A 19,448-nucleotide genomic window follows, 5' to 3' on the forward strand; every position below is an offset into this window, starting at 1 on the left:
GTCGTTTTTCTGTTATAAGTCCTGATTTTTTTAGAGGTAATAAGCGGGATGAGCCGAGTATACAATTTTTGTTCTGGTCCAGCAGCGCTTCCTGAAGCGGTTCTTGAAAAAGCACAGTCTGAGTTATTAGATTGGCACGGTGCTGGTGTGTCTGTGATGGAAATGAGTCATCGTAGTTCCGAATTTAAGTCAATCTTAGCATCGGCTAAAGCGCGTTTGTCGCGTTTGATGAATATTAGCGACGACTATGAAATTTTGTTTGCACAAGGTGGCGCATCGACGCTATTTGCTCAGATTCCTGCCAACCTTACCCATGGCTTTAACTCTGCTTGCTATCTAGATACAGGGGCTTGGTCGTCCAAGGCTATCAAGGAAGCAAAGAAATATACCAACGTCGTTTTAGCGGGATCTTCTAAAGAGCAGAGCTATCATACTGTGCCAGACTTCGCGACGCTGAATTTGGATGATAGCGCGGCTTACTTGCACCTTTGTCCTAATGAAACGATTGGTGGTTTAGAGTTTGCGGATTTGCCAGACACGTCTTTGCCGATTGTGGCTGATTTATCTTCAACCATTTTGTCTCGCCAGATAGATGTGAGCCGGTACGGTATGATCTACGCAGGCGCGCAGAAAAACGTAGGCCCAGCTGGTGTCGTGATTTGTATTGTTCGTAAAGACTTGCTTGCCCGTAGCTCTGACACATTACCGACCGTTTGGAATTTTGCCACCCTTGCTGCCAATGACTCCATGATTAATACTCCACCAACGTTTGCCATTTACTTGGCGGATTTGGTGTTTGAATGGTTAGAGGCTCAAGGTGGTGTTGCTGCGATTGAGCAACAAAATATTGCCAAAGCCAATGCATTGTATGCCGCAATTGATGGCAGTGATTTCTACGCTAACCCCATAGATCCACGCTATCGCTCTCGGATGAACGTGCCATTCACATTGGCTGATGAATCTTTGGAAGCGACATTCCTAGAAGAATCTAAAGCGGCAGGTTTACGAACATTAGAGGGCCATCGTTCTGTTGGTGGTATGCGTGCCAGTATCTATAATGCCATGCCGATGGAAGGTGTGCAGGCTCTGATTGGTTTTATGCGCGATTTTGAAGGGCGTTACGGTAAATAATAATGTCAGATTCTATTCAAACCATCCCAGATACCTTGCCATTGTTGCGAGACCGTATCGACGCGATAGATTCGCAAATTCAAGCACTGATTAATGAGCGTGCGCGTTGTGCTCAGAAAGTGGCGGAAGTGAAACTTCATGAGCAAGGCGAAGAGGCGGTGGTGTTTTATCGTCCTGAACGCGAGGCGCAAGTATTACGCCGTGTGATGGAGCGCAATGAAGGGCCACTTGGTCACGAAGAAATGGCGAAGATCTTTCGCCAAATTATGTCCTCGTGTTTGGCGCTTGAGAGGCCAATGCGTATTGCTTTTCTGGGGCCTGAGGGAACATTTACTCAACAAGCCGCATTAAAACATTTTGGTGCCTCCATTATCAGCTCTCCTATGGCGGCCATCGATGAGGTGTTTCGCGAGGTAGAGTCTGGGGCGGCGCATTATGGTGTGGTGCCCGTTGAGAATTCCACTGAAGGCGTTGTGAATCATACATTAGACAGTTTTCGTGATACCCACTTAAAAATTTGCGGGGAAGTTGAAGAGCGTATTCATCACCATCTGTTGGTGAGCCCGAATATTGATCCTGCTGATGTGACGCACATTTACTCTCATCAACAGTCATTGGCGCAATGTCGCGCTTGGTTGGATCGATACTGGCCTCATGCTGAGCGTATTGCTGTCTCGTCTAATGCCGAGGCGGCACGCCTTGTCTCGGAAGCGGGAATGTCAGCGAAAGCGATTGCGGCGATTGCAGGTGACATTGCCTGTGAGCTTTATGGATTGGTAAAAGTCTCGGCGAATATAGAAGATCGACCAGATAATACCACGCGCTTTCTGGTGGTAGGTAAGCAGGATGTTGAGCCAAGTGGCTGTGATAAAACGTCTTTACTTATCAGCGCAAAAAATGAACCCGGTGCTTTGTACCATTTGTTGGCCGCTTTTGACCGTAATGGTGTCGACATGACACGGCTTGAAACGCGACCATCCCTTGTGAGTCGCTGGGATTATGTTTTTTATATCGACTTTGTTGGTCATCATCAAGATAAAGCTTGCCAGTCTGTGATTGAGGAGTTAAAGGCTAGGGCCTCGGAAGTAAGGGTGTTGGGGTCTTATCCGGTGGCTGTGCTGTGAGCTTGATAATGTGGCGAATACCGTTAGGTATAAGGGTCTTATAAGCGTGTTGGATATGGATAAAAAAGAAGTTCCCTTGTTTGGGAATGTGTTGGTTGTTGGTCTCGGCATGATTGGCGGTTCTTTTGCTAAGGCCCTGAAGGAGCGAGGCTTGGCAACTTTGTATGGCGCTGATAGACGTGAGTCTGAATTGGTGCTTGGTGTTTCTTCGGGGGTCATTGATCATCCGGCTATGCTTTCATCAGAATTTATTGCAAAGATGGATGTCATCGTGCTGGCTACGCCTGTGAGGGCGATGGAGTCAGTCCTGTCTGAAATAAAGCCCTATCTAAAACCTACCACCTTGTTGACGGATGTAGGGTCGACAAAGGGTAGTGTTGTTGAGGCTGCTAAGCAGGTCTTCGGTGATATGCCAGCAAACTTTATTCCTGGGCATCCGATTGCTGGTGCGGAAAAAAGTGGGGTGTTAGCGGCAAATTCACATTTGTTTGAAAATCACATGGCGATTGTAACGCCTCTGCCTGTCAGTAATCCCGTGCTGGTAGATCGCTTGCATCAATTATGGATGGCTATTGGTGCAGATGTTGTGAGCATGGATGTGGAGCACCACGATTATGTTCTTGCCTCCTCGAGTCATTTACCCCATCTCCTAGCTTATACTTTGGTTGATGCATTAGCAAACAGCGATCGTAGCCAAGACGTGTTTAAGTTCGCAGCGGGTGGTTTTCGTGACTTTACACGCATCGCTTCGAGTGACCCTGTCATGTGGCGTGATGTGTTTCTTTCAAATAAGAAAGCGACGTTAGCGACGTTGGATCATTTTACCGAACGTTTAGCCGTGATGCGAGAAGCCGTAGAACAAGGTGATGGGGCGGGTATGTTTGGCGTATTTACGCGGGCTAAGTCTGCCAGAGATCACTTTTTGCGTTTGCTGGAGCACCGAACTTCTGGGCAGGCAAAAGAAATAAAGCCCATTTCGCTCCGTGTCTCGCCTGTCTCTTCGATAAAGGGTGAGATTTCTTTGCTGGGTGACAAATTTTTGTCACATAAGGCGATTACCCTAGCCTGCCTGTCAGAGGGAATTAGTGTATTACGTAATGTTGATTTGAGTGGCGATGTTTTAATTACCTTGCAAGCCTTTCGGGATATGGGGGTGGTTATTGAGCAGGTGGCAGCAAATCAATTGCGCATTCACGGTGTGGGTCTGCGGGGGTTAAAGGCCCCGATTGCACCGATTAATGTTCATGAGTCGATCATGAGTTTACACCTTTTACTACCTGTTTTGGCGGCTCAGACTTTCTCTTCTAAGGTGATTGCTGAGGGAGTATTGCTTAATCGCCCTATGGGGAATTTGTTTGACTTAGTGCATTCTATGGGGAGTCGTTTGACGCCGAGTGCAGCTGACTGTTTGCCTGTCGCACTTGAGCCAAGTGCCTTAGAGGGCAAGGTGTTAGTTGTTCCATATGGTGCAGAATTATTAGATACAACGGCCTTGTTAGCGTTACTTTTTTTACCCGAAGGGGCTAGGCTGCAAGGCGGCTCGACGTTAGAAGTGAATCGAGATGTATTTGCGAGCTTTTTCATTCGCTTAGAGGGGCAAGAGGGGGGTGTTGCGCTTTCTGGTTTGCCGCCAAAGGGGAATGATATCACATTACCTGGCGATGGCATGAAAGCCGCTTGGTGGATGCTATTGGCTAGCTTGTCTCCCGGGTCAAAGTTAACGTTGAAAAATGTATTTTGCGAGCGACTATCAAAGGCTTACTGGCCGTTACTAAAGTCGGCAGGGGCGAACTTTTCTGTACAGCAAGGAAAAGAAGGGGGCTTTGAGGTTGCGGAGTTGATTGTCTCCTTTGCCCAACTCTCTCCTTTGGTGCTCAATGCAGAGCAGGTGTATGAAGTACGCGATATGTTGCCTTTGTTATGTGTTGCGGCAGCCTGTTCTAATGGCGTCAGTATTCTCGAGGGGATCAATTTATTGCCTTACTATGATGAAGATAGGGTGCAATATTTAGTGGATGCGCTTGTGCAAGTGGGTGTTGGATGTGAATACCATTCAGGACACTTGAAAATTGTTGGTGGTTTTCCTGCTGGCGGCGAAATGGATTGTGCCGGTGATTATCATCTTGCGCTAGCGATGCTAGCCATTGCAGTGCGAGGCTCTGGACCAACAAAAGTCGATGATTGTCAAAAATTATTAAACGAGTTTACAGAATTACAAGAGGTAGCAGTGCGAGTGGGTTTTCACTGTGCTGTTGCTCAATAGTATTGAAAGAGGAAGCTTTATGATTAATCAAGCCCCAGTCATCGCGATTGACGGTCCAAGTGGTGCTGGCAAAGGGACTGTTAGCCAGTTAGTCGCAGAGAAGCTGGGATGGCATTTGCTTGATAGTGGTGCCTTGTATCGATTGTTGGCGTTGGCTGTTTCCCATCATGGAATGTCTGTAGATGAGGTCGATACGTTAAAAGTGTTGGCTGAACACCTTGATATCCAATTCCAGCAAGGAAATGATGAAGGAAAAGTTGAGATTGTGTTGGAGGGTGAGGTCGTCACTCAGGCAATTCGAACAGAAGAAGTCGGGCATAATGCTTCAAAATTGGCAGCCATTCCGGAAGTAAGAGAAGGTCTGCTATTACGTCAGCGTGCGTTTGCTCAAGCGCCAGGCTTGGTGGCTGATGGGCGTGATATGGGGACGGTTGTTTTTCCTAATGCTCCTATTAAGATTTTTTTGACAGCGTCAGCCGAAGAGCGAGCACACAGGCGTTTACAGCAATTGCAGCAAAAAGGTGAAACTGTTAATCTTAGCGAATTGGTTCAGTCGATTAAAGAAAGAGATGAGCGTGATGCCAACAGAGCCATTGCGCCTCTAGTGCCAGCTGCTGGCGCTTTAGTAATTGATAGCACAGAACTAACAATAGAACAGGTTGTCGAGATGGTTTTTGCTGAATTAGTAAAAGCAGGTCTCGTATAGCCCGTTCTTTTGTGCGTGTACTGTTTTTTACAAGAGTGTGCTAGAATAGATTGGATTTTATACAAGTCGATAAGAGACCAGCATACTCTTATCGCAACATTCTTAAAAATTGACCCGTATTTGCTGGTGGTACGGATAAGGCTAGGGTTTCTTAGCCGACTATATAGGAAATACAATGACTCAAAGCTTCGCAGAACTGTTTGAAGAAAGCCTAAAAAGCGTCGAAATGGCGCCAGGCTCAATTGTTACTGGTATTGTTGTTGATATCGACAGCGAGTGGGTAACTGTTCATGCAGGTCTTAAATCTGAAGGCGTAATTCCTCGTTCTCAGTTCCTAACGGAAAGTGGTGAGTTCAACCTTAACATCGGTGACGAAGTTAAAGTTGCACTAGATGCTGTTGAAGATGGTTTCGGTGAGACTAAATTGTCTCGTGAAAAAGCGAAACGTGCTGAAACGTGGGCTGTTCTTGAAAAAGCTTACGAAGAAGGTGCCATCGTCAATGGTGTTATCAATGGTAAAGTTAAAGGTGGCTTCACTGTTGATATCGCTAATATCCGTGCTTTCCTACCAGGTTCTTTGGTAGATGTTCGCCCAATCCGCGATACGTCTCACTTGGAAGGTGTGGATCTAGAGTTCAAACTTATCAAGCTTGATCAAAAACGTAACAACGTTGTTGTTTCTCGTCGTGCCGTTATGGAAGCGACTAACAGCGCTGAGCGTGAAACACTTCTTGCTTCTCTTGAGGAAGGTCAAGAAGTTAAAGGTATCGTTAAGAACCTTACAGATTACGGTGCGTTCGTTGATCTTGGTGGTGTTGATGGTCTTCTACACATCACTGATATGGCTTGGAAACGCATTAAGCACCCAAGCGAAATCATTGCTGTTGGCGATGAAATCGATGTTAAAGTCCTTAAGTTTGACCGCGAGCGTAACCGTGTGTCTTTAGGTCTTAAGCAATTGGGTGAAGATCCATGGGTTGCTATCAAAGCTCGTTACCCAGAAGGCACTAAAGTTACTGCTAAAGTAACTAACTTGACTGATTACGGCTGCTTCGCTGAACTTGAAGAAGGTGTAGAAGGTCTTGTTCACGTATCTGAAATGGATTGGACTAACAAAAACATTCACCCATCTAAAGTCGTTCAGATCGGTGATGAAGTAGAAGTTATGATCCTTGATATCGATGAAGAACGTCGTCGTATCTCTTTGGGTATCAAACAGTGCACTATGAACCCATGGGAAGAATTTGCTACGTCTTTCAACAAAGGCGACAAAATCTCTGGCGCAATCAAGTCTATCACTGACTTTGGTGTGTTCATTGGTCTTGATGGCGGTATCGATGGTCTTGTTCACCTATCTGATCTATCTTGGGATGAAGCGGGTGAAGAAGCGGTTCGTCAATACAAGAAAGGCGATGTGCTTGAAACTGTTGTATTGTCTATCGATGCTGAACGCGAGCGTATCTCTCTTGGCGTTAAACAGCTAGAAGAAGATCCATTTGTTGGTTTCGTTGCTGAAAACGACAAAGGTGCTATCGTCAATGGTACTGTTGCATCTGTTGATGCGAAAGGTGCTGTTGTTACTCTAGCTGACGGCGTTGAAGCAACGTTGAAAGTATCTGAAATCAGCCGTGAGCGTGTTGAAGATGCAACAACTGCGTTGAAAGAAGGCGATAAAGTAGAGGCTGCGATCATCAATGTTGACCGTAAAGCTCGTACTATTGCAATTTCTATCAAACAGAAAGATGCTACTGAAGAGAAAGCAGCGCTTAAGTCTCATTCAGAGAAGCAACAAGTTGAAGCTAATGGTCCAACCACTATCGGTGATTTGATCAAAGCACAACTAGAAAACCAAAACTAAGATTTTAATTATCTAAATCTTAGTGAATAAAAACGGGCTTCGGCCCGTTTTTTTTATCAAAAATTTTTGTCAATTTTGCGTTAACACATTGACAGGAAAACTATACACAAAACATGTGGATAACTATGGGTATAGTCTGTTTCTTGGCTAGGTTAGCGTAGACTAGCAAGCAGTTTTTGCATGTCTTGCTCGTCCCATTCTTCCTTTTCGATTAGCGTTTTAAATTCATCACTCTGTTGGGTTTTGTGTAAGTTTTTTTGAAATTTGGCGTAGTGCATGTCTTTGATCAGTTTTTCATCTTGTTCTGAGCGATACAGTTTTGGCTCTTTGGAAGAAGAGTCAGATTTAGCGTCTGTCGAGAGGTTCATCTTGTTGATTGTGTTATAAGTTTTTAAGAAGTCTTTCTTGTTCATAGCTCTCTCCGCTCGTCTTGCAATCAGTTGTAAGGCTATCTTTTATTTATGATGAAATATCAACGTGAGTATTTTCTCTTTTTCTGTTGTCCTCTTGGTGTGTGTCCATGGTCTCTAGGTAGAGGATTTCCATGTGATCATGACGAGCGCACCATTTCACGTTGATATCCCAAATGCTTGTACCGTGTTCTCGATCTATTTGCCCTGCCAGATAAGAGGGGCGGGGGTCTTGTTGGACAATTTGTTTAATTAAAGTGGCAATGTCTCGATTATGCAATGCTTTATAATCTTCACATTGTTGGTTTGCGAGTGGTGAAAAGTGTACGTCCATCACGGGGGAGGGGGATGGGGCAAATCCACCTTGTGCGTTAGGGATGCTATCTGCGTATGGGAGGTAAGGTTTTATATCGATAATGGGAGTGCCGTCTAGTAGGTCAGCACCGTGTAAATCAATAAAGACTTTTTTCTCTTCTTGATAAATTTTGCCCAGTTTAATTACAGATAGACCTATTGGGTTCGGTCTATGGGTTGCGCGGGTGGCAAACACGCCCAGTTTTTCTTTGCCTCCAAGCCTAGGAGGGCGAACTTTTGCTTTCCATTTTTCATTTATACAAGCATGAAAAACAAACTGTACCCAGATATGAGAAAACTGTTCCAGCCCCTCTAGTGTGTCAAGTCGATTATAGGGTGCTATCAGCTCAATACGGGCGGTGGCTTCTGTGACGAGTCCAGGTTGACGAGGAATACCAAATTTTTCTTTATAACAAGAATGAGCAATCCCGATGATAGAAAAGGTGAAATTACGAAATGAAGACAATTTGGTTTCCTTTTTCTCTTAATTCTGAGCAAAATCAATAAAAATATTATGATAGTATACTGTCAAGGTTAAGCCGACAGCGATACTTTTGCGGTTTTCATTTTCTGTTTACTTGATTAGAGTTCAAATAATGTCTTTAGAATCTTATATGAATCAAATTGGTCAGCAAGCGAGGGCTGCTTCTCGCCTTCTTGCTAAAGCTTCCACAGCTCAAAAAAATGACGCTTTGCTCGCCATGGCAAAGGCGCTGGAAGAAGCACGACCTCGATTGATCGAAGAGAACGCTAAAGACATGGCTAACGGTCAAGAAAAAGGGATTGATGCAGCCTTATTGGATCGGCTGCTGCTAAACGACGCTCGTATTGATGGCATGATTGAAGGGCTTAAACAAGTAGCGACGCTCCCTGATCCTGTCGGCGAAATAACGGATATGGTGTATCGGCCATCAGGCATTCAGGTTGGTAAAATGCGTGTACCTTTAGGGGTCATTGGCATTATTTATGAGTCACGCCCTAATGTGACGATTGATGCGGCAAGTTTATGTTTGAAGTCTGGTAATGCGACCATTTTGCGAGGGGGGTCGGAAGCCTTTCATTCTAATCAAGCGATTGCGCAAGCTGTGAGTATGGGGCTAAAAAAATCGGGTTTACCAGAAGAAGCCGTGCAGGTGCTAAATACGGTAGACCGTGATGCCGTTGGTAAGCTCATAACGATGGCTGAATATGTGGATGTGATTGTACCTCGTGGCGGCAAGAACTTAATCAAGCGCATTAGTCAGGATGCCCGGGTTCCTGTAATCAAACACCTTGATGGTAATTGTCATGTTTATATTGATGATGAAGCGGATCTTGATAAGGCGTTTACTATCTGCATGAATGCTAAAACTCGACGTTACGGTGTCTGTGGTGCGATGGAGTCTTTGCTTATTCATAAGCAGGTGGCGAAAGAGATTCTGCCTCGCCTCGTCTCTGCTTATCAAGAAAAAGGGGTTGAATTAGTTGGTTGTGATGCATCCCAAGCCATTTCGTCGTCTGTAGCGTCGGCCACTGAAGAAGATTGGTATACGGAATATTTAGCGCCTAAGTTATCCGTTAAGTTAGTGGATGACATTGATGAGGCTATTTTGCACATCAATAAGTATGGATCCCATCATACGGATGCAATTGTTTCCGGAAGTTATACCAAAACTCGCGCTTTCATGGCAGGAGTGGATTCTTCATCAGTGATGGTCAATGCATCAACCCAATTTGCCGATGGGTTTGAATATGGGCTTGGTGCCGAAATTGGTATCTCAACGGATAAAATACACGTACGTGGGCCTGTGGGCTTGATGGGACTAACCAGCCAAAAATACATTGTATTGGGCGATGGTCATACCCGTGATAATTAATTCAGTGACGCGTTCATCCTTAAAAGAAAGAAAACATCCTTCTGGTACCGCGATTATGGGGGGGACTTTTGATCCCATCCATAATGGTCATTTGCGTGCAGCCGTGGAAATTGTGGACCGCTTTGCTTTTAGAGCCTTACGACTGATTCCTTGCTATCAGCCTGTGCATAAAGGTCAACCCAGTGTAACCGCACAGCAGCGTCTTGATATGGTTGAAAAAGCGATTTCTTGTGATGAGCGGCTATTAGTGGACTCACGTGAGATTTTGCGTAAAGGCCCGAGCTATTCGATTGATACCTTAAAAGAAATTCGTCAAGAGGTTGGGCCGGACGAACCGCTTATTATGGTATTGGGCATGGACAGCTTTTTGTCATTGCCAACTTGGCATAATTGGCAGGCGCTAATTGAGTATGCGCACCTTCTGGTGGTGTCCCGTCCAGGGTGGGAACCTGATTTTATTTCAGAGTTGCAGACATTCTGCGAAAATTGTCGTGCCACCTCAGCTCATGAGTTACAATGCGCGCCCTCAGGTTTTGTCTGGTTCGAAATGTTGCCGTCTCTAGAGATCTCTTCTAGCATGATAAGGGCGCTTTGCAAAAAGCAAGAGTCCATTGCCTATTTATTACCCGAACCAGTACAGAACTACATTAAGCAAAATAATTTATATCTATAGGAAAATGTAAAAATATGAGTCAACCTAACTTCACAGCGGATCAAATCTTAGCTTTTGCAGTCGAAGCGTTAGAGGATGTAAAAGGGGACAAGATCACTGTGTTGAACGTCGCGAATCATACTGACATGATGGATTACATGGTTATTTGTACCGGTACTTCTAAGCGTCATGTTAATGCACTTGGACAAAATGTGTTTGAGCATCTTAAGTCACAGGGACTTCAGCCTCTTGGTTCCGAAGGTCGAGGTATGGGAAGTGATTGGGTTTTAGTTGATTTGCATGATGTTGTTGTACATGTGATGACAGAAGAAGCTCGATCTTTCTATGATCTTGAAAAGTTATGGGATATCAAACCAGAAGTAATGTAAGGCATCTGTAATGCGCGTTCGACTGATTGCCGTAGGCAATAAAATGCCCCAATGGGTGACAGCTGGGTATGACGAATATGCAAAACGTCTACCTAAGGATTTTGCTCTAGAGTTATTAGAAATTCCCATGTCACCGCGTGGCAAAAATACTGATATTTCCAAGGCGATTCGTAAGGAAGGCGACGCAATGCTTGAGGCGATTCCATCTGGTGATAAGGTTATCGCGTTGGAAGTGTTGGGAAAAGAATGGTCTACGGAGCAGCTCGCTGGTCAAACAGAACAATGGCGCATGGATGGCTATAATGTGAGTTTGCTCGTCGGCGGTCCTGATGGCTTGGATCCCAGGTGCACTGGGAGGGCCGACCAAGTATGGTCGTTGTCTCGTTTAACATTGCCTCATCCAATGGTAAGGATTCTTTTAGCCGAGCAGATTTATCGTGCTTGGACTTTGATGAACAATCATCCATACCACCGCTAAAGGGGCGTTAGGTGAGTCATCGACATCAAAATTTTCGTAATTATCGTCAAGAGAGACAGGTTACTCGAAATCGTATTATCGCCTCAGCTGTTTTTGTACTGCTTCTTGTCAGTGTTTTGCTGGGGCGTTTGTTTTATTTGCAAGTGCTTCAGCATAAGGTTTATGAAACCAAAGCTGATGATAACCGAGTATTATTGCTTTCTATTCCACCCACTCGTGGTTTGATTTATGACCGCAATGGCGTTGTGTTAGCTGATAACCGGCCAATACACAGTTTAACGGTTGTTCCTGAGCGAATTAAAAGTGTTGCTTGGTTAAAAAAACAGCTTGCGGGTGTTATTAACATCACTCCAGATGAATGGCATGACTTTGAGCAAAAGCTTAAAGAGTATCGTCGACCCTATCAACCTATCACATTAAAACCGCAGCTAACGGATGCTCAGTGGGCAAGAGTCGCGGTGGATTTATATAAATTAGATGGTGTGCAAGTTGAGGCGCAACTGACCCGTTACTATCCTTACGGCAAAGCCTTTGCTCATGCGATTGGCTATGTTGGCCGCATCACTGAAAAAGATCTAGAACGAGTTAATAAACAAGCTTATCAAGGGGCTCTTTTCATCGGTAAAACAGGGGTGGAAGGGTATTATGAGCATGTTCTGTTTGGTAAACCTGGTATTAGTAAGGTCGAAGTCAATGCTCGCGGGCGTATTATGGAAGAGTTGGGTAAGACGCCGCCTGTACCGGGTAAAAGCATCCACTTGTATTTAGATGCTCGGCTGCAGCAATATGCTTATGACTTGCTAGGGAACTATAAAGGTTCTGTCGTTGCCATTGATCCTAATACGGGGGGGATTTTAGCCCTCGTCTCTAAGCCTGGATTTAATCCAAATTTATTTGTCCGAGGCATTTCAAGTAAAGACTATGCTGCTCTGCGTAATTCGAAAAGGCTGCCTTTGTTTAATCGAGCATTACGAGGGGGGTATCCACCGGCTTCGACGATTAAGCCCTATATGGCATTAGCTGGCCTACAGTATGGCTATTCTTCATGGACTGAACGTTATTTCGCTAAAGGCTATTACCAAATTAACCCTGGTGGCCGTAAGTACCGAGATTGGAAGCGTGGTGGACATGGCTGGATTAACCTTCAGCGTGCCATTATTGAGTCGGTGGATACCTATTTCTATCAATTAGCGGATAAGATGGGGATTACTCCTATTCATGATTTTTTATCACGATTTGGTTTTGGCAAAAGCTATTTACTGGATCTATATGGTGCGAGTGATGGTATCTTGCCCTCTAAAGCATGGAAGAGAGCGAAATACAATCAACCTTGGTATACAGGCGACTCTGTGAACGTCGGTATCGGTCAGGGTTATATGGTGGCAACGCCTATGCAAATGGCAACGGCTGTATCCATTATCGCGGCTCGTGGACATTACTATTACCCGCGTATGGTGAAAGACATTGGCAATAAGCCAGCGACCTTTGATGGTAAAGGTGGCGTGCATAATCTGATTTTGAAGGATCAAAGCAATTGGAATAAAATTATCACGGCCATGCATAAGGTCATTACGGATCCTAAAGGAACGGGGCGTCGCTTGCAGGGGACGGATTATACCATTGCAGGCAAAACCGGTACCGGACAGGTGTTCAGTTTGCAAGATGGTCAAAAATATGAAGCCAATAAACTGGCTAAGCGATTACATGACCATGCTTTGTTTATTGCTTTTGCACCTATTGATAAACCCAAAATTGCGATATTTGCGATATTTGAAAACGGTGGTAGTGCAGCAAAGCCTGCCGAATTAACTAAAAAATTATTTGATGCTTACATTGATGGAAAATACCCCAAGCGTTATGACTATTTAAAAGGTAATAGCAAGTGAGAGATAGTTTTTTTGAGAGGGTGGTGGCGTTTACTAATGCTCGTCTATGGAAATTGATCCATCTGGATATCTTGTTGCTCGGTGCTTTGTTGTTATTGATGGCTGGCGGTTTGATTGTGCTGTATTCGGCATCAGGTGAAAATATCGGCATGGTAGAGCGGCAAGGGGTGCGCTTTATTATTGGAATGGGGGTGTGTTTAGGGCTTGCCCAGCTCCCACCAAAGTACATGCGCCGAGCGTCTCCCGCATTATTTGCTTTTATTGTGGTGTTATTAATTGCTGTATTGCTGTTTGGTATTGGAGCTAAAGGAGCTCAACGTTGGTTAGGGTTACCTGGAGGGCTGCGTTTCCAACCTTCTGAATTGATGAAAATCGTTATGCCTATGACGATTGCTTGGTATTTTTCTGATCGACAATTGCCGCCTAGGTATAACGAAGTCTTAGTGGTACTTGGTTTGATTATTGTGCCTGTTTTGATGATTGCCAAACAGCCTGATTTAGGAACGGCCCTGCTTGTGGCGGTATCTGGGATTTTTGTTTTGTTTTTAGCGGGGCTTGGGTGGCGTTATATTCTGGGGGCCGCTGTTTTGGCGCCTGTTGCAGGTTATGTGCTATGGCATTTTATGCATGATTACCAACGTCAACGGGTGTTAACGCTGTTGGATCCCGAAAGTGATCCATTAGGTGCTGGCTGGAATATTATCCAGTCAAAAACCGCTATTGGCTCGGGTGGCTTATATGGCAAAGGATGGATGGAAGGTACTCAAGCGCAACTTAATTTTTTACCTGAAAGCCATACGGATTTTATTATCGCGGTATTAGCTGAAGAGTTTGGCTTGATTGGCTGTTGTCTGCTGTTATTTGGTTACTTGTTAGTGATTTCTCGTGGCTTATACATTGCCGCTAATGCAGAAGATAATTACGCGCGTTTGTTAGCAGGTAGTCTAACTTTGACGTTTTTTGTTTATGTTTTTGTAAATATTGGCATGGTCTCAGGCATTTTGCCTGTGGTTGGGGTACCCTTGCCACTCGTGAGTTACGGAGGCACGTCTATTATTACTATTATGGCGACCTTTGGAATTCTGATGTCAGTGCAAACACATAAAAGAGCGAGATGATGATAAAACTAGCATTAGGGATGTTACTAGTGCTTGGTCTGTCTGGGTGTAGCAGTCTGAGCCAAAGCAAAGAAACATTACAGGAAGGGAATCGACTTGGGGTCAGTAACACGCTGTTGGAAGATGCCCCAGACTCTTATAAAGACTCCTATGCCGCAGACCCTGAAGTACAGGCATTTATTAAGCGGATGGTGCGAGAAGATCACTATAACAAAGCAACGTTAGAGTTGGCGTTTTCGCGTATTAAACCCCGTGAAACGGTTATTACGAAGTCCAATAACCAGCCTGAGGTGATCACCCCTTTTTATGAATATCGTAAAAACTTTCTGACCAAAAAGCGTATTAGGGAAGGGCGGGCATTTGCCAAGAAAAATCGTTATTGGTTGCAAAAAGCGCAGAAAGAATACGGTGTTGATTGGCATGTTATTGTTGCATTGATAGGCGTTGAAACCTACTACGGGCGTATTACAGGAGGGAAAGATGTGTTTACCTCCTTAGCGACCTTGGCGTTTAACTATCCCCGTCGTCAAGACTACTTTCAAGATGAGCTAAGAGCTTATTTGCTGCTTGCTCGCAAGGAAGGCTGGAAAATTGGTGAAACGGATGGCTCTTATTCCGGTGCCATGGGTATGGTGCAGTTTATGCCGACTAATTACCAAAAATTAGCCGTAGACTTTGATGGCGATGGACATGTGGATCTTTGGAAGTCTGATGCCGATGCCATTGGTAGTGTCGCAAACTATCTGAAGCACCATGGTTGGGAATATGGTAAGCCTTGCTTGATTTTAGCTCAGGTAAGAAATGCTGATAAAGTGTCCGAGTGGGTGAATTTTCAACGTAAGCCGGTGAAGACCGCCGTGGAATGGTCTCAGTTGGGTGTCTTGCCTAGCCAGCCATTTCTGCCTGAAAAAATGGGGTTGATCGGATTGCGCACGGCAGAGAATAAAACAACCTATTGGTTGGCTTATGAAAATTTCTACACAATCATGGATTACAATCCAAGTAGACGTTATGCGATGGCGGTGCTTGAACTTGCAAAGAGTATCGATAGTAATGACGCGGACTAGTCTCTTTGTGTTCTCCATGCTTTCGCTGTTGTCGTTGAGTGGCTGTGTGAGCAATTCTGCAAAGCCACTTGATTACGACCGAGCATCTGGAGGGGGTCGCTATAGTATTTTGCAAGATAAAGCGCCAGACCATGATGTAAAAGTAGATCATCTGCCAGAGTTGGTACCTAAATGGGAACCAAGAAGTGCTGGAGGTAATAAAAGTCCTTATGAAGTCTGGGGAAAGAAGTATTGGGTGATGAAATCGGCAAAGGGCTATGTCGCAGAGGGGACGGCGTCTTGGTATGGTCTGAAGTTTCATGGTCATACCACATCAAATGGGGAAAAATATGATATGTATGCCTTCTCAGCCGCTAATAAAACCCTACCAATACCTACTTATTTGAAGGTAACAAACCTAGGAAATGGTCGTACTGTGATTGTTCGAGTGAACGACAGAGGGCCGTTCCATGGTAACCGTTTAATTGATTTATCTTACGCTGCTGCGGTGAGATTAGGGTTTCAAAAAAAGGGGCTTGCGCATGTGCGTATTCAGGCCATTACAGTCCCTAAAGGTGCTACTTATCATCCAGGATTATACACAGCAGGTACTTCCAAAAAAGAAGTTAACCCCCCTATAGTATTGGCTTCAGAGCATGCTAAAGAGCATCATCAACCCGTTAAGAAAAGCCTAAGTTTTAATCACTTACAAGCAGGCGCTTTCTCAACAAAAGAGGCGGCTGAACGTCTAAAAAATAGGCTGATACAGGTATTTGATACACAGATAAAAATAACGATAATTAAGCAAAGTGATGGGTTGTTTAAAGTGTTTTTAGGGCCTTATTCAAGCGATGATGCGTTGGTCTTGTGGCAGAAAAAATTACAGAAAGCAGGCTTTACAAAACCCATACGTGTTGCTTTGATTCCGTAAAGACAGTGTTGGCGTACTAGAGATTCGAAATTGCCTCTAGTATCATTTGTAAACTTTTCCAATGAGACGATGTTGTACAGTATGAAGCGATTCCTAATTTTCTTATCCGTATTTCTAGGTTTAACGGCCACTGCACTTCGCGCAGAACCTACTTTTATTCCTGCTCCGCCCGAAATAGCCGCTAAAAGTTATATATTAATGGATGCTAAAACGGGTGATATCATTGTTCAGCATAATGCTGACGAGAAATTGCCACCAGCCAGTTTGACAAAGCTAATGACGGCGTATGTCACTGAGTATGAGTTAGCTCGCGGTGATATTTCACTTGACGATAAAGTGAGAATTAGTGAGAAAGCTTGGCGTATGGGGGGGTCTCGAACCTTTCTTCGTGAAGGCAGTGTCGTACCATTAAGAACCTTGATTCAAGGAATGATTGTGCAGTCAGGTAACGATGCGACTGTTGCCATTGCAGAACATGTTGCCGGTAGCGAGTCTGCGTTTGTTGATTTGATGAATCAGCATGCTAAATTGCTCGGTATGAAAGACTCTCACTTCTCTGATGCAACAGGCTATCCTATACCCGATCATTACTCTAGCGCCCACGATATTGCGATTGTTGCCAGAGCGATCATTAATGACTACCCACAGAATTATCATTTCTATAAAGAAAAATATTTCACTTATAATGGCATCCGTCAGCCAAACCGTAACCGCCTATTATGGCGTGACCCTTCTGTGGATGGTTTGAAAACAGGCCATACCCAAGCCGCAGGGTATTGTTTAGCCGCTTCTGCTCTACGTAATGGCACACGTTTGATTTCTGTGGTCATGGGTACGAAAACCGATGAAGCACGCGCGAATCAGTCGCAAAAACTATTGGATTACGGTTTCCGTTACTATCAAACTCGCAAGTTGTATAGTAAAGGTCAGGTTATTGCTAATGCCACCGTTTGGGGCGGCGCTAAAAATAGCGTGAAAGTTGGCTTTACTGACGATGTGCTTGTGACTTTACCGCGTCAGGATGCTAAGTCAATTCCTGCGAAACTACAGTTGAAACCTGTGATTGAAGCCCCTATAAAGGTGGGTGAGGTATTGGGTAAAATTATCGTAGGTACTGACGGTAATAAGATTCTTGAGCGTAATGTTGTTGCTCTTGAACCCGTTAAGCAGGGTGGTTTCTTCAAACGTATGTTTGATAAGGTCAAACTGTTTTTTATGAATTTGTTTTAGGCCCTAACGGCCAAGTGGAATATTAATGGCTTTAATTACGAAAAATGGTGACCAAGCTGCCAATGCAGTGGATGCGCCAAAAATTGAATTTCCTTGTGAGAACTATGTTATCAAGGTGGTGTCCATAGACGTTGAGGGTGGACATGCTGAAATTATTGAACGATTGAAGGTGCATGCACCGGAGTTAGATCCTAAGGCAACTGGGATAAATCGTTCTAGCAAGGGGCGTTTCGTTAGTTATAGCTTTCGTATTCTAGCAACAGGTGAAGAGCAGTTATCTGCTCTTCACTCTGATTTAATGGATATTGAATTTGTTAAGATGGTTATGTAATGGATCAAGATCTGATTGCTCGTGATCTAGGAACCGTTACTTACGAAGACACTTGGGAAAAGATGAAACACTTTACCCAAGTCCGTACCAAAGAAGATCAAGATGAGCTCTGGTTGTTAGAGCATCCTTCTCTTTTCACTCAGGGACAAGCCGGTAAACAAGAGCATTTGTTAGCACCTGGTGACATTCCAGTTATTCAAGTAGATAGAGGAGGCCAAGTCACTTATCACGGACCCGGTCAGCTAGTCATTTATGTTATGATAGATCTCAAACGCCTAGGAATAGGTGTTAGAGAATTGGTGAGTGCGCTTGAAAATGCCATTGTTGATGTATTAAGTCATAACGATATAGAGGCTTACCCCAAGCCAGATGCGCCTGGCGTTTATGTTGATGAGAAGAAAATTGCCTCCCTCGGTTTACGGATTCGAAGGGGTTGTTCTTTTCACGGTTTGGCGCTGAATGTCGATATGGATCTGACACCATTCAATCGTATTAACCCCTGTGGCTATCAAGGGTTGCAAATGGTTGATATGGCCCGTCTCACTAATGATGTTGATTTTTCACAAGTTAAAACTCAGCTAGCTAATGCGTTGGCTGGGCAGCTCGGATATGCCAATCCGACGATCCAAAAAGGGTGGAAATAGAATGACTGCAGAACGCAAACGCGTCGTCCAGGGCGAGAAACTCCGTGGCGCTGATAAAATGGCGCGTATCCCCGTAAAAGTTATCCCAACTGAAGAGATTCCACGTAAGCCAGACTGGCTACGTGTACGTATGCCTGCTTCGCCTGAGATTGCCCGAATTAAGGCTACACTTCGGGAGCATAAGCTAGCGTCTGTCTGTGAAGAGGCCAATTGCCCTAATTTGGGTGAGTGTTTTAGTAATGGTACTGCCACCTTCATGATTATGGGGGAGATTTGTACTCGACGTTGTCCTTTTTGCGATGTGGCTCATGGCCGTCCCAACCCATTGAGTCCGGATGAGCCGAAAGAATTAGCGATTGCCATCCGTGATATGAAGTTGAAGTATGTGGTTATTACCTCGGTGGATCGTGATGATCTGCGTGATGGTGGGGCTCAGCATTTTGTTGACTGTATTCGTGAGACCCGTGCGTTAAGCCCTACAATCGAGATCGAAACTCTTGTGCCGGATTTCCGAGGACGGATGGAGGCAGCGTTAGATATTCTCGAAATCGCTCCACCAGATGTGTTTAACCACAACTTGGAATCGATTCCTCGCCTTTATCGTCAAGTTCGTCCAGGCTCTGACTATCAATGGTCTTTGGATTTATTGAAAAAATTCAAGGAACGTTGCCCTGATGTACCAACTAAGTCTGGCTTGATGGTAGGGATGGGAGAGACGTTCGAAGAAATTGTTGAAGTGCTCAAAGACTTGCGTGCCCATCATGTTGATATGTTGACAATTGGTCAGTATTTACAACCGTCTAAGCACCATTTCCCAATGGCACGTTTTGTTCCACCAGAAGAGTTTGCACGTTATGAAGAAATAGCAAAAGAGCTAGGCTTTAAGCATGCGGCTTGTGGGCCTCTCGTGCGCTCATCTTATCATGCGGATAAGCAGGCTCATGGTGAGCACGTGTCCTAAGTCTTTTTAAAGAGCCAAAGAAGCGGTGTTGGGATTGGGTTCCTGACTCCGCTTTTTTATTATTTGTACAAACTAGCCGG

Annotated in this window: 19 protein-coding genes; 17 read left to right on the forward strand and 2 right to left on the reverse strand. The window is 44.6% G+C overall.

The window, feature by feature from the left end; genetic code table 11:
* The first annotated feature begins 48 nt into the window (after nucleotides 1–48).
* From serC to rpsA, 5 genes are all read left to right on the forward strand, one after another.
* Nucleotides 49–1,131: a 3-phosphoserine/phosphohydroxythreonine transaminase gene (serC, locus tag MSP8886_RS10570; RefSeq protein ID WP_067016199.1), complete on the forward strand. Its 1,083-nt coding sequence runs from the start codon at nucleotides 49–51 to the stop codon at nucleotides 1,129–1,131.
* Nucleotides 1,132–1,133: 2 nt separating this feature from the next.
* Nucleotides 1,134–2,255, forward strand: a complete 1,122-nt coding sequence (gene pheA / locus MSP8886_RS10575; RefSeq protein WP_067016201.1) for a prephenate dehydratase — start codon at nucleotides 1,134–1,136, stop codon at nucleotides 2,253–2,255.
* A gap of 55 nt (nucleotides 2,256–2,310) precedes the next feature.
* A complete protein-coding gene (locus tag MSP8886_RS10580) occupies nucleotides 2,311–4,518 on the forward strand; it encodes a carboxyvinyltransferase (protein ID WP_067016203.1) in 2,208 nt (735 codons plus the stop codon).
* A gap of 19 nt (nucleotides 4,519–4,537) precedes the next feature.
* Nucleotides 4,538–5,224 (forward strand): (d)CMP kinase, encoded by a 687-nt coding sequence (gene cmk, locus MSP8886_RS10585; protein ID WP_067016205.1) that lies wholly within the window; start codon nucleotides 4,538–4,540, stop codon nucleotides 5,222–5,224.
* Nucleotides 5,225–5,399: 175 nt separating this feature from the next.
* Nucleotides 5,400–7,082, forward strand: a complete 1,683-nt coding sequence (gene rpsA / locus MSP8886_RS10590; RefSeq protein WP_067016207.1) for a 30S ribosomal protein S1 — start codon at nucleotides 5,400–5,402, stop codon at nucleotides 7,080–7,082.
* Nucleotides 7,083–7,234: 152 nt separating this feature from the next.
* Here rpsA and MSP8886_RS10595 read toward each other — a convergent pair whose 3' ends face one another.
* A complete protein-coding gene (locus MSP8886_RS10595) occupies nucleotides 7,235–7,495 on the reverse strand; it encodes a hypothetical protein (protein WP_067016208.1) in 261 nt (86 codons plus the stop codon).
* 46 nt (nucleotides 7,496–7,541) lie between these two features.
* Nucleotides 7,542–8,312 (reverse strand): tRNA (N6-threonylcarbamoyladenosine(37)-N6)-methyltransferase TrmO, encoded by a 771-nt coding sequence (gene tsaA / locus MSP8886_RS10600; protein WP_067016210.1) that lies wholly within the window; start codon nucleotides 8,310–8,312, stop codon nucleotides 7,542–7,544.
* Nucleotides 8,313–8,442: 130 nt separating this feature from the next.
* Here tsaA and MSP8886_RS10605 point away from each other — a divergent pair, with 130 nt between their 5' ends.
* From MSP8886_RS10605 to lipA, 12 genes are all read left to right on the forward strand, one after another.
* A complete protein-coding gene (locus MSP8886_RS10605; protein ID WP_067016212.1) occupies nucleotides 8,443–9,702 on the forward strand; it encodes a glutamate-5-semialdehyde dehydrogenase in 1,260 nt (419 codons plus the stop codon).
* The gene (gene nadD / locus MSP8886_RS10610; protein ID WP_245659074.1) at nucleotides 9,692–10,375 is read left to right on the forward strand and encodes a nicotinate-nucleotide adenylyltransferase; all 684 of its coding nucleotides are present in this window, start codon (nucleotides 9,692–9,694) and stop codon (nucleotides 10,373–10,375) included. Before MSP8886_RS10605 ends, nadD begins: the two co-directional genes overlap by 11 nt.
* A gap of 14 nt (nucleotides 10,376–10,389) precedes the next feature.
* Nucleotides 10,390–10,743 carry a ribosome silencing factor gene (gene rsfS / locus MSP8886_RS10615; RefSeq protein WP_067016214.1) on the forward strand — a complete coding sequence of 118 codons (354 nt, stop codon included), beginning with the start codon at nucleotides 10,390–10,392 and terminating at the stop codon, nucleotides 10,741–10,743.
* Between the two features lie 10 nt (nucleotides 10,744–10,753).
* A complete protein-coding gene (rlmH, locus tag MSP8886_RS10620) occupies nucleotides 10,754–11,221 on the forward strand; it encodes a 23S rRNA (pseudouridine(1915)-N(3))-methyltransferase RlmH (protein WP_067016216.1) in 468 nt (155 codons plus the stop codon).
* Between the two features lie 11 nt (nucleotides 11,222–11,232).
* Nucleotides 11,233–13,107, forward strand: coding sequence for a penicillin-binding protein 2 (gene mrdA / locus MSP8886_RS10625; RefSeq protein ID WP_067016218.1), 1,875 nt, complete (start codon nucleotides 11,233–11,235; stop codon nucleotides 13,105–13,107).
* Nucleotides 13,104–14,225 carry a rod shape-determining protein RodA gene (rodA, locus tag MSP8886_RS10630; RefSeq protein ID WP_067016220.1) on the forward strand — a complete coding sequence of 374 codons (1,122 nt, stop codon included), beginning with the start codon at nucleotides 13,104–13,106 and terminating at the stop codon, nucleotides 14,223–14,225. The genes mrdA and rodA overlap by 4 nt, the downstream gene beginning before the upstream one ends.
* Entirely contained in the window at nucleotides 14,222–15,292 is a 1,071-nt protein-coding gene (gene mltB / locus MSP8886_RS10635) for a lytic murein transglycosylase B (RefSeq protein WP_245659075.1), read from the forward strand. Before rodA ends, mltB begins: the two co-directional genes overlap by 4 nt.
* 46 nt (nucleotides 15,293–15,338) lie before the next feature.
* Entirely contained in the window at nucleotides 15,339–16,202 is an 864-nt protein-coding gene (locus MSP8886_RS10640; RefSeq protein ID WP_245659076.1) for a septal ring lytic transglycosylase RlpA family protein, read from the forward strand.
* A gap of 81 nt (nucleotides 16,203–16,283) precedes the next feature.
* A complete protein-coding gene (locus MSP8886_RS10645; RefSeq protein ID WP_067016617.1) occupies nucleotides 16,284–17,432 on the forward strand; it encodes a D-alanyl-D-alanine carboxypeptidase family protein in 1,149 nt (382 codons plus the stop codon).
* A gap of 25 nt (nucleotides 17,433–17,457) precedes the next feature.
* Nucleotides 17,458–17,763, forward strand: a complete 306-nt coding sequence (locus MSP8886_RS10650; protein ID WP_067016225.1) for a YbeD family protein — start codon at nucleotides 17,458–17,460, stop codon at nucleotides 17,761–17,763.
* Entirely contained in the window at nucleotides 17,763–18,407 is a 645-nt protein-coding gene (lipB, locus tag MSP8886_RS10655) for a lipoyl(octanoyl) transferase LipB (protein ID WP_067016227.1), read from the forward strand. Before MSP8886_RS10650 ends, lipB begins: the two co-directional genes overlap by 1 nt.
* A gap of 1 nt (nucleotide 18,408) precedes the next feature.
* Entirely contained in the window at nucleotides 18,409–19,368 is a 960-nt protein-coding gene (gene lipA, locus MSP8886_RS10660; protein WP_067016230.1) for a lipoyl synthase, read from the forward strand.
* Nucleotides 19,369–19,448: the final 80 nt, after the last annotated feature.

The sequence above is a fragment of the Marinomonas spartinae genome, assembly GCF_900089775.1.
Lineage (GTDB): Bacteria > Pseudomonadota > Gammaproteobacteria > Pseudomonadales > Marinomonadaceae > Marinomonas > Marinomonas spartinae.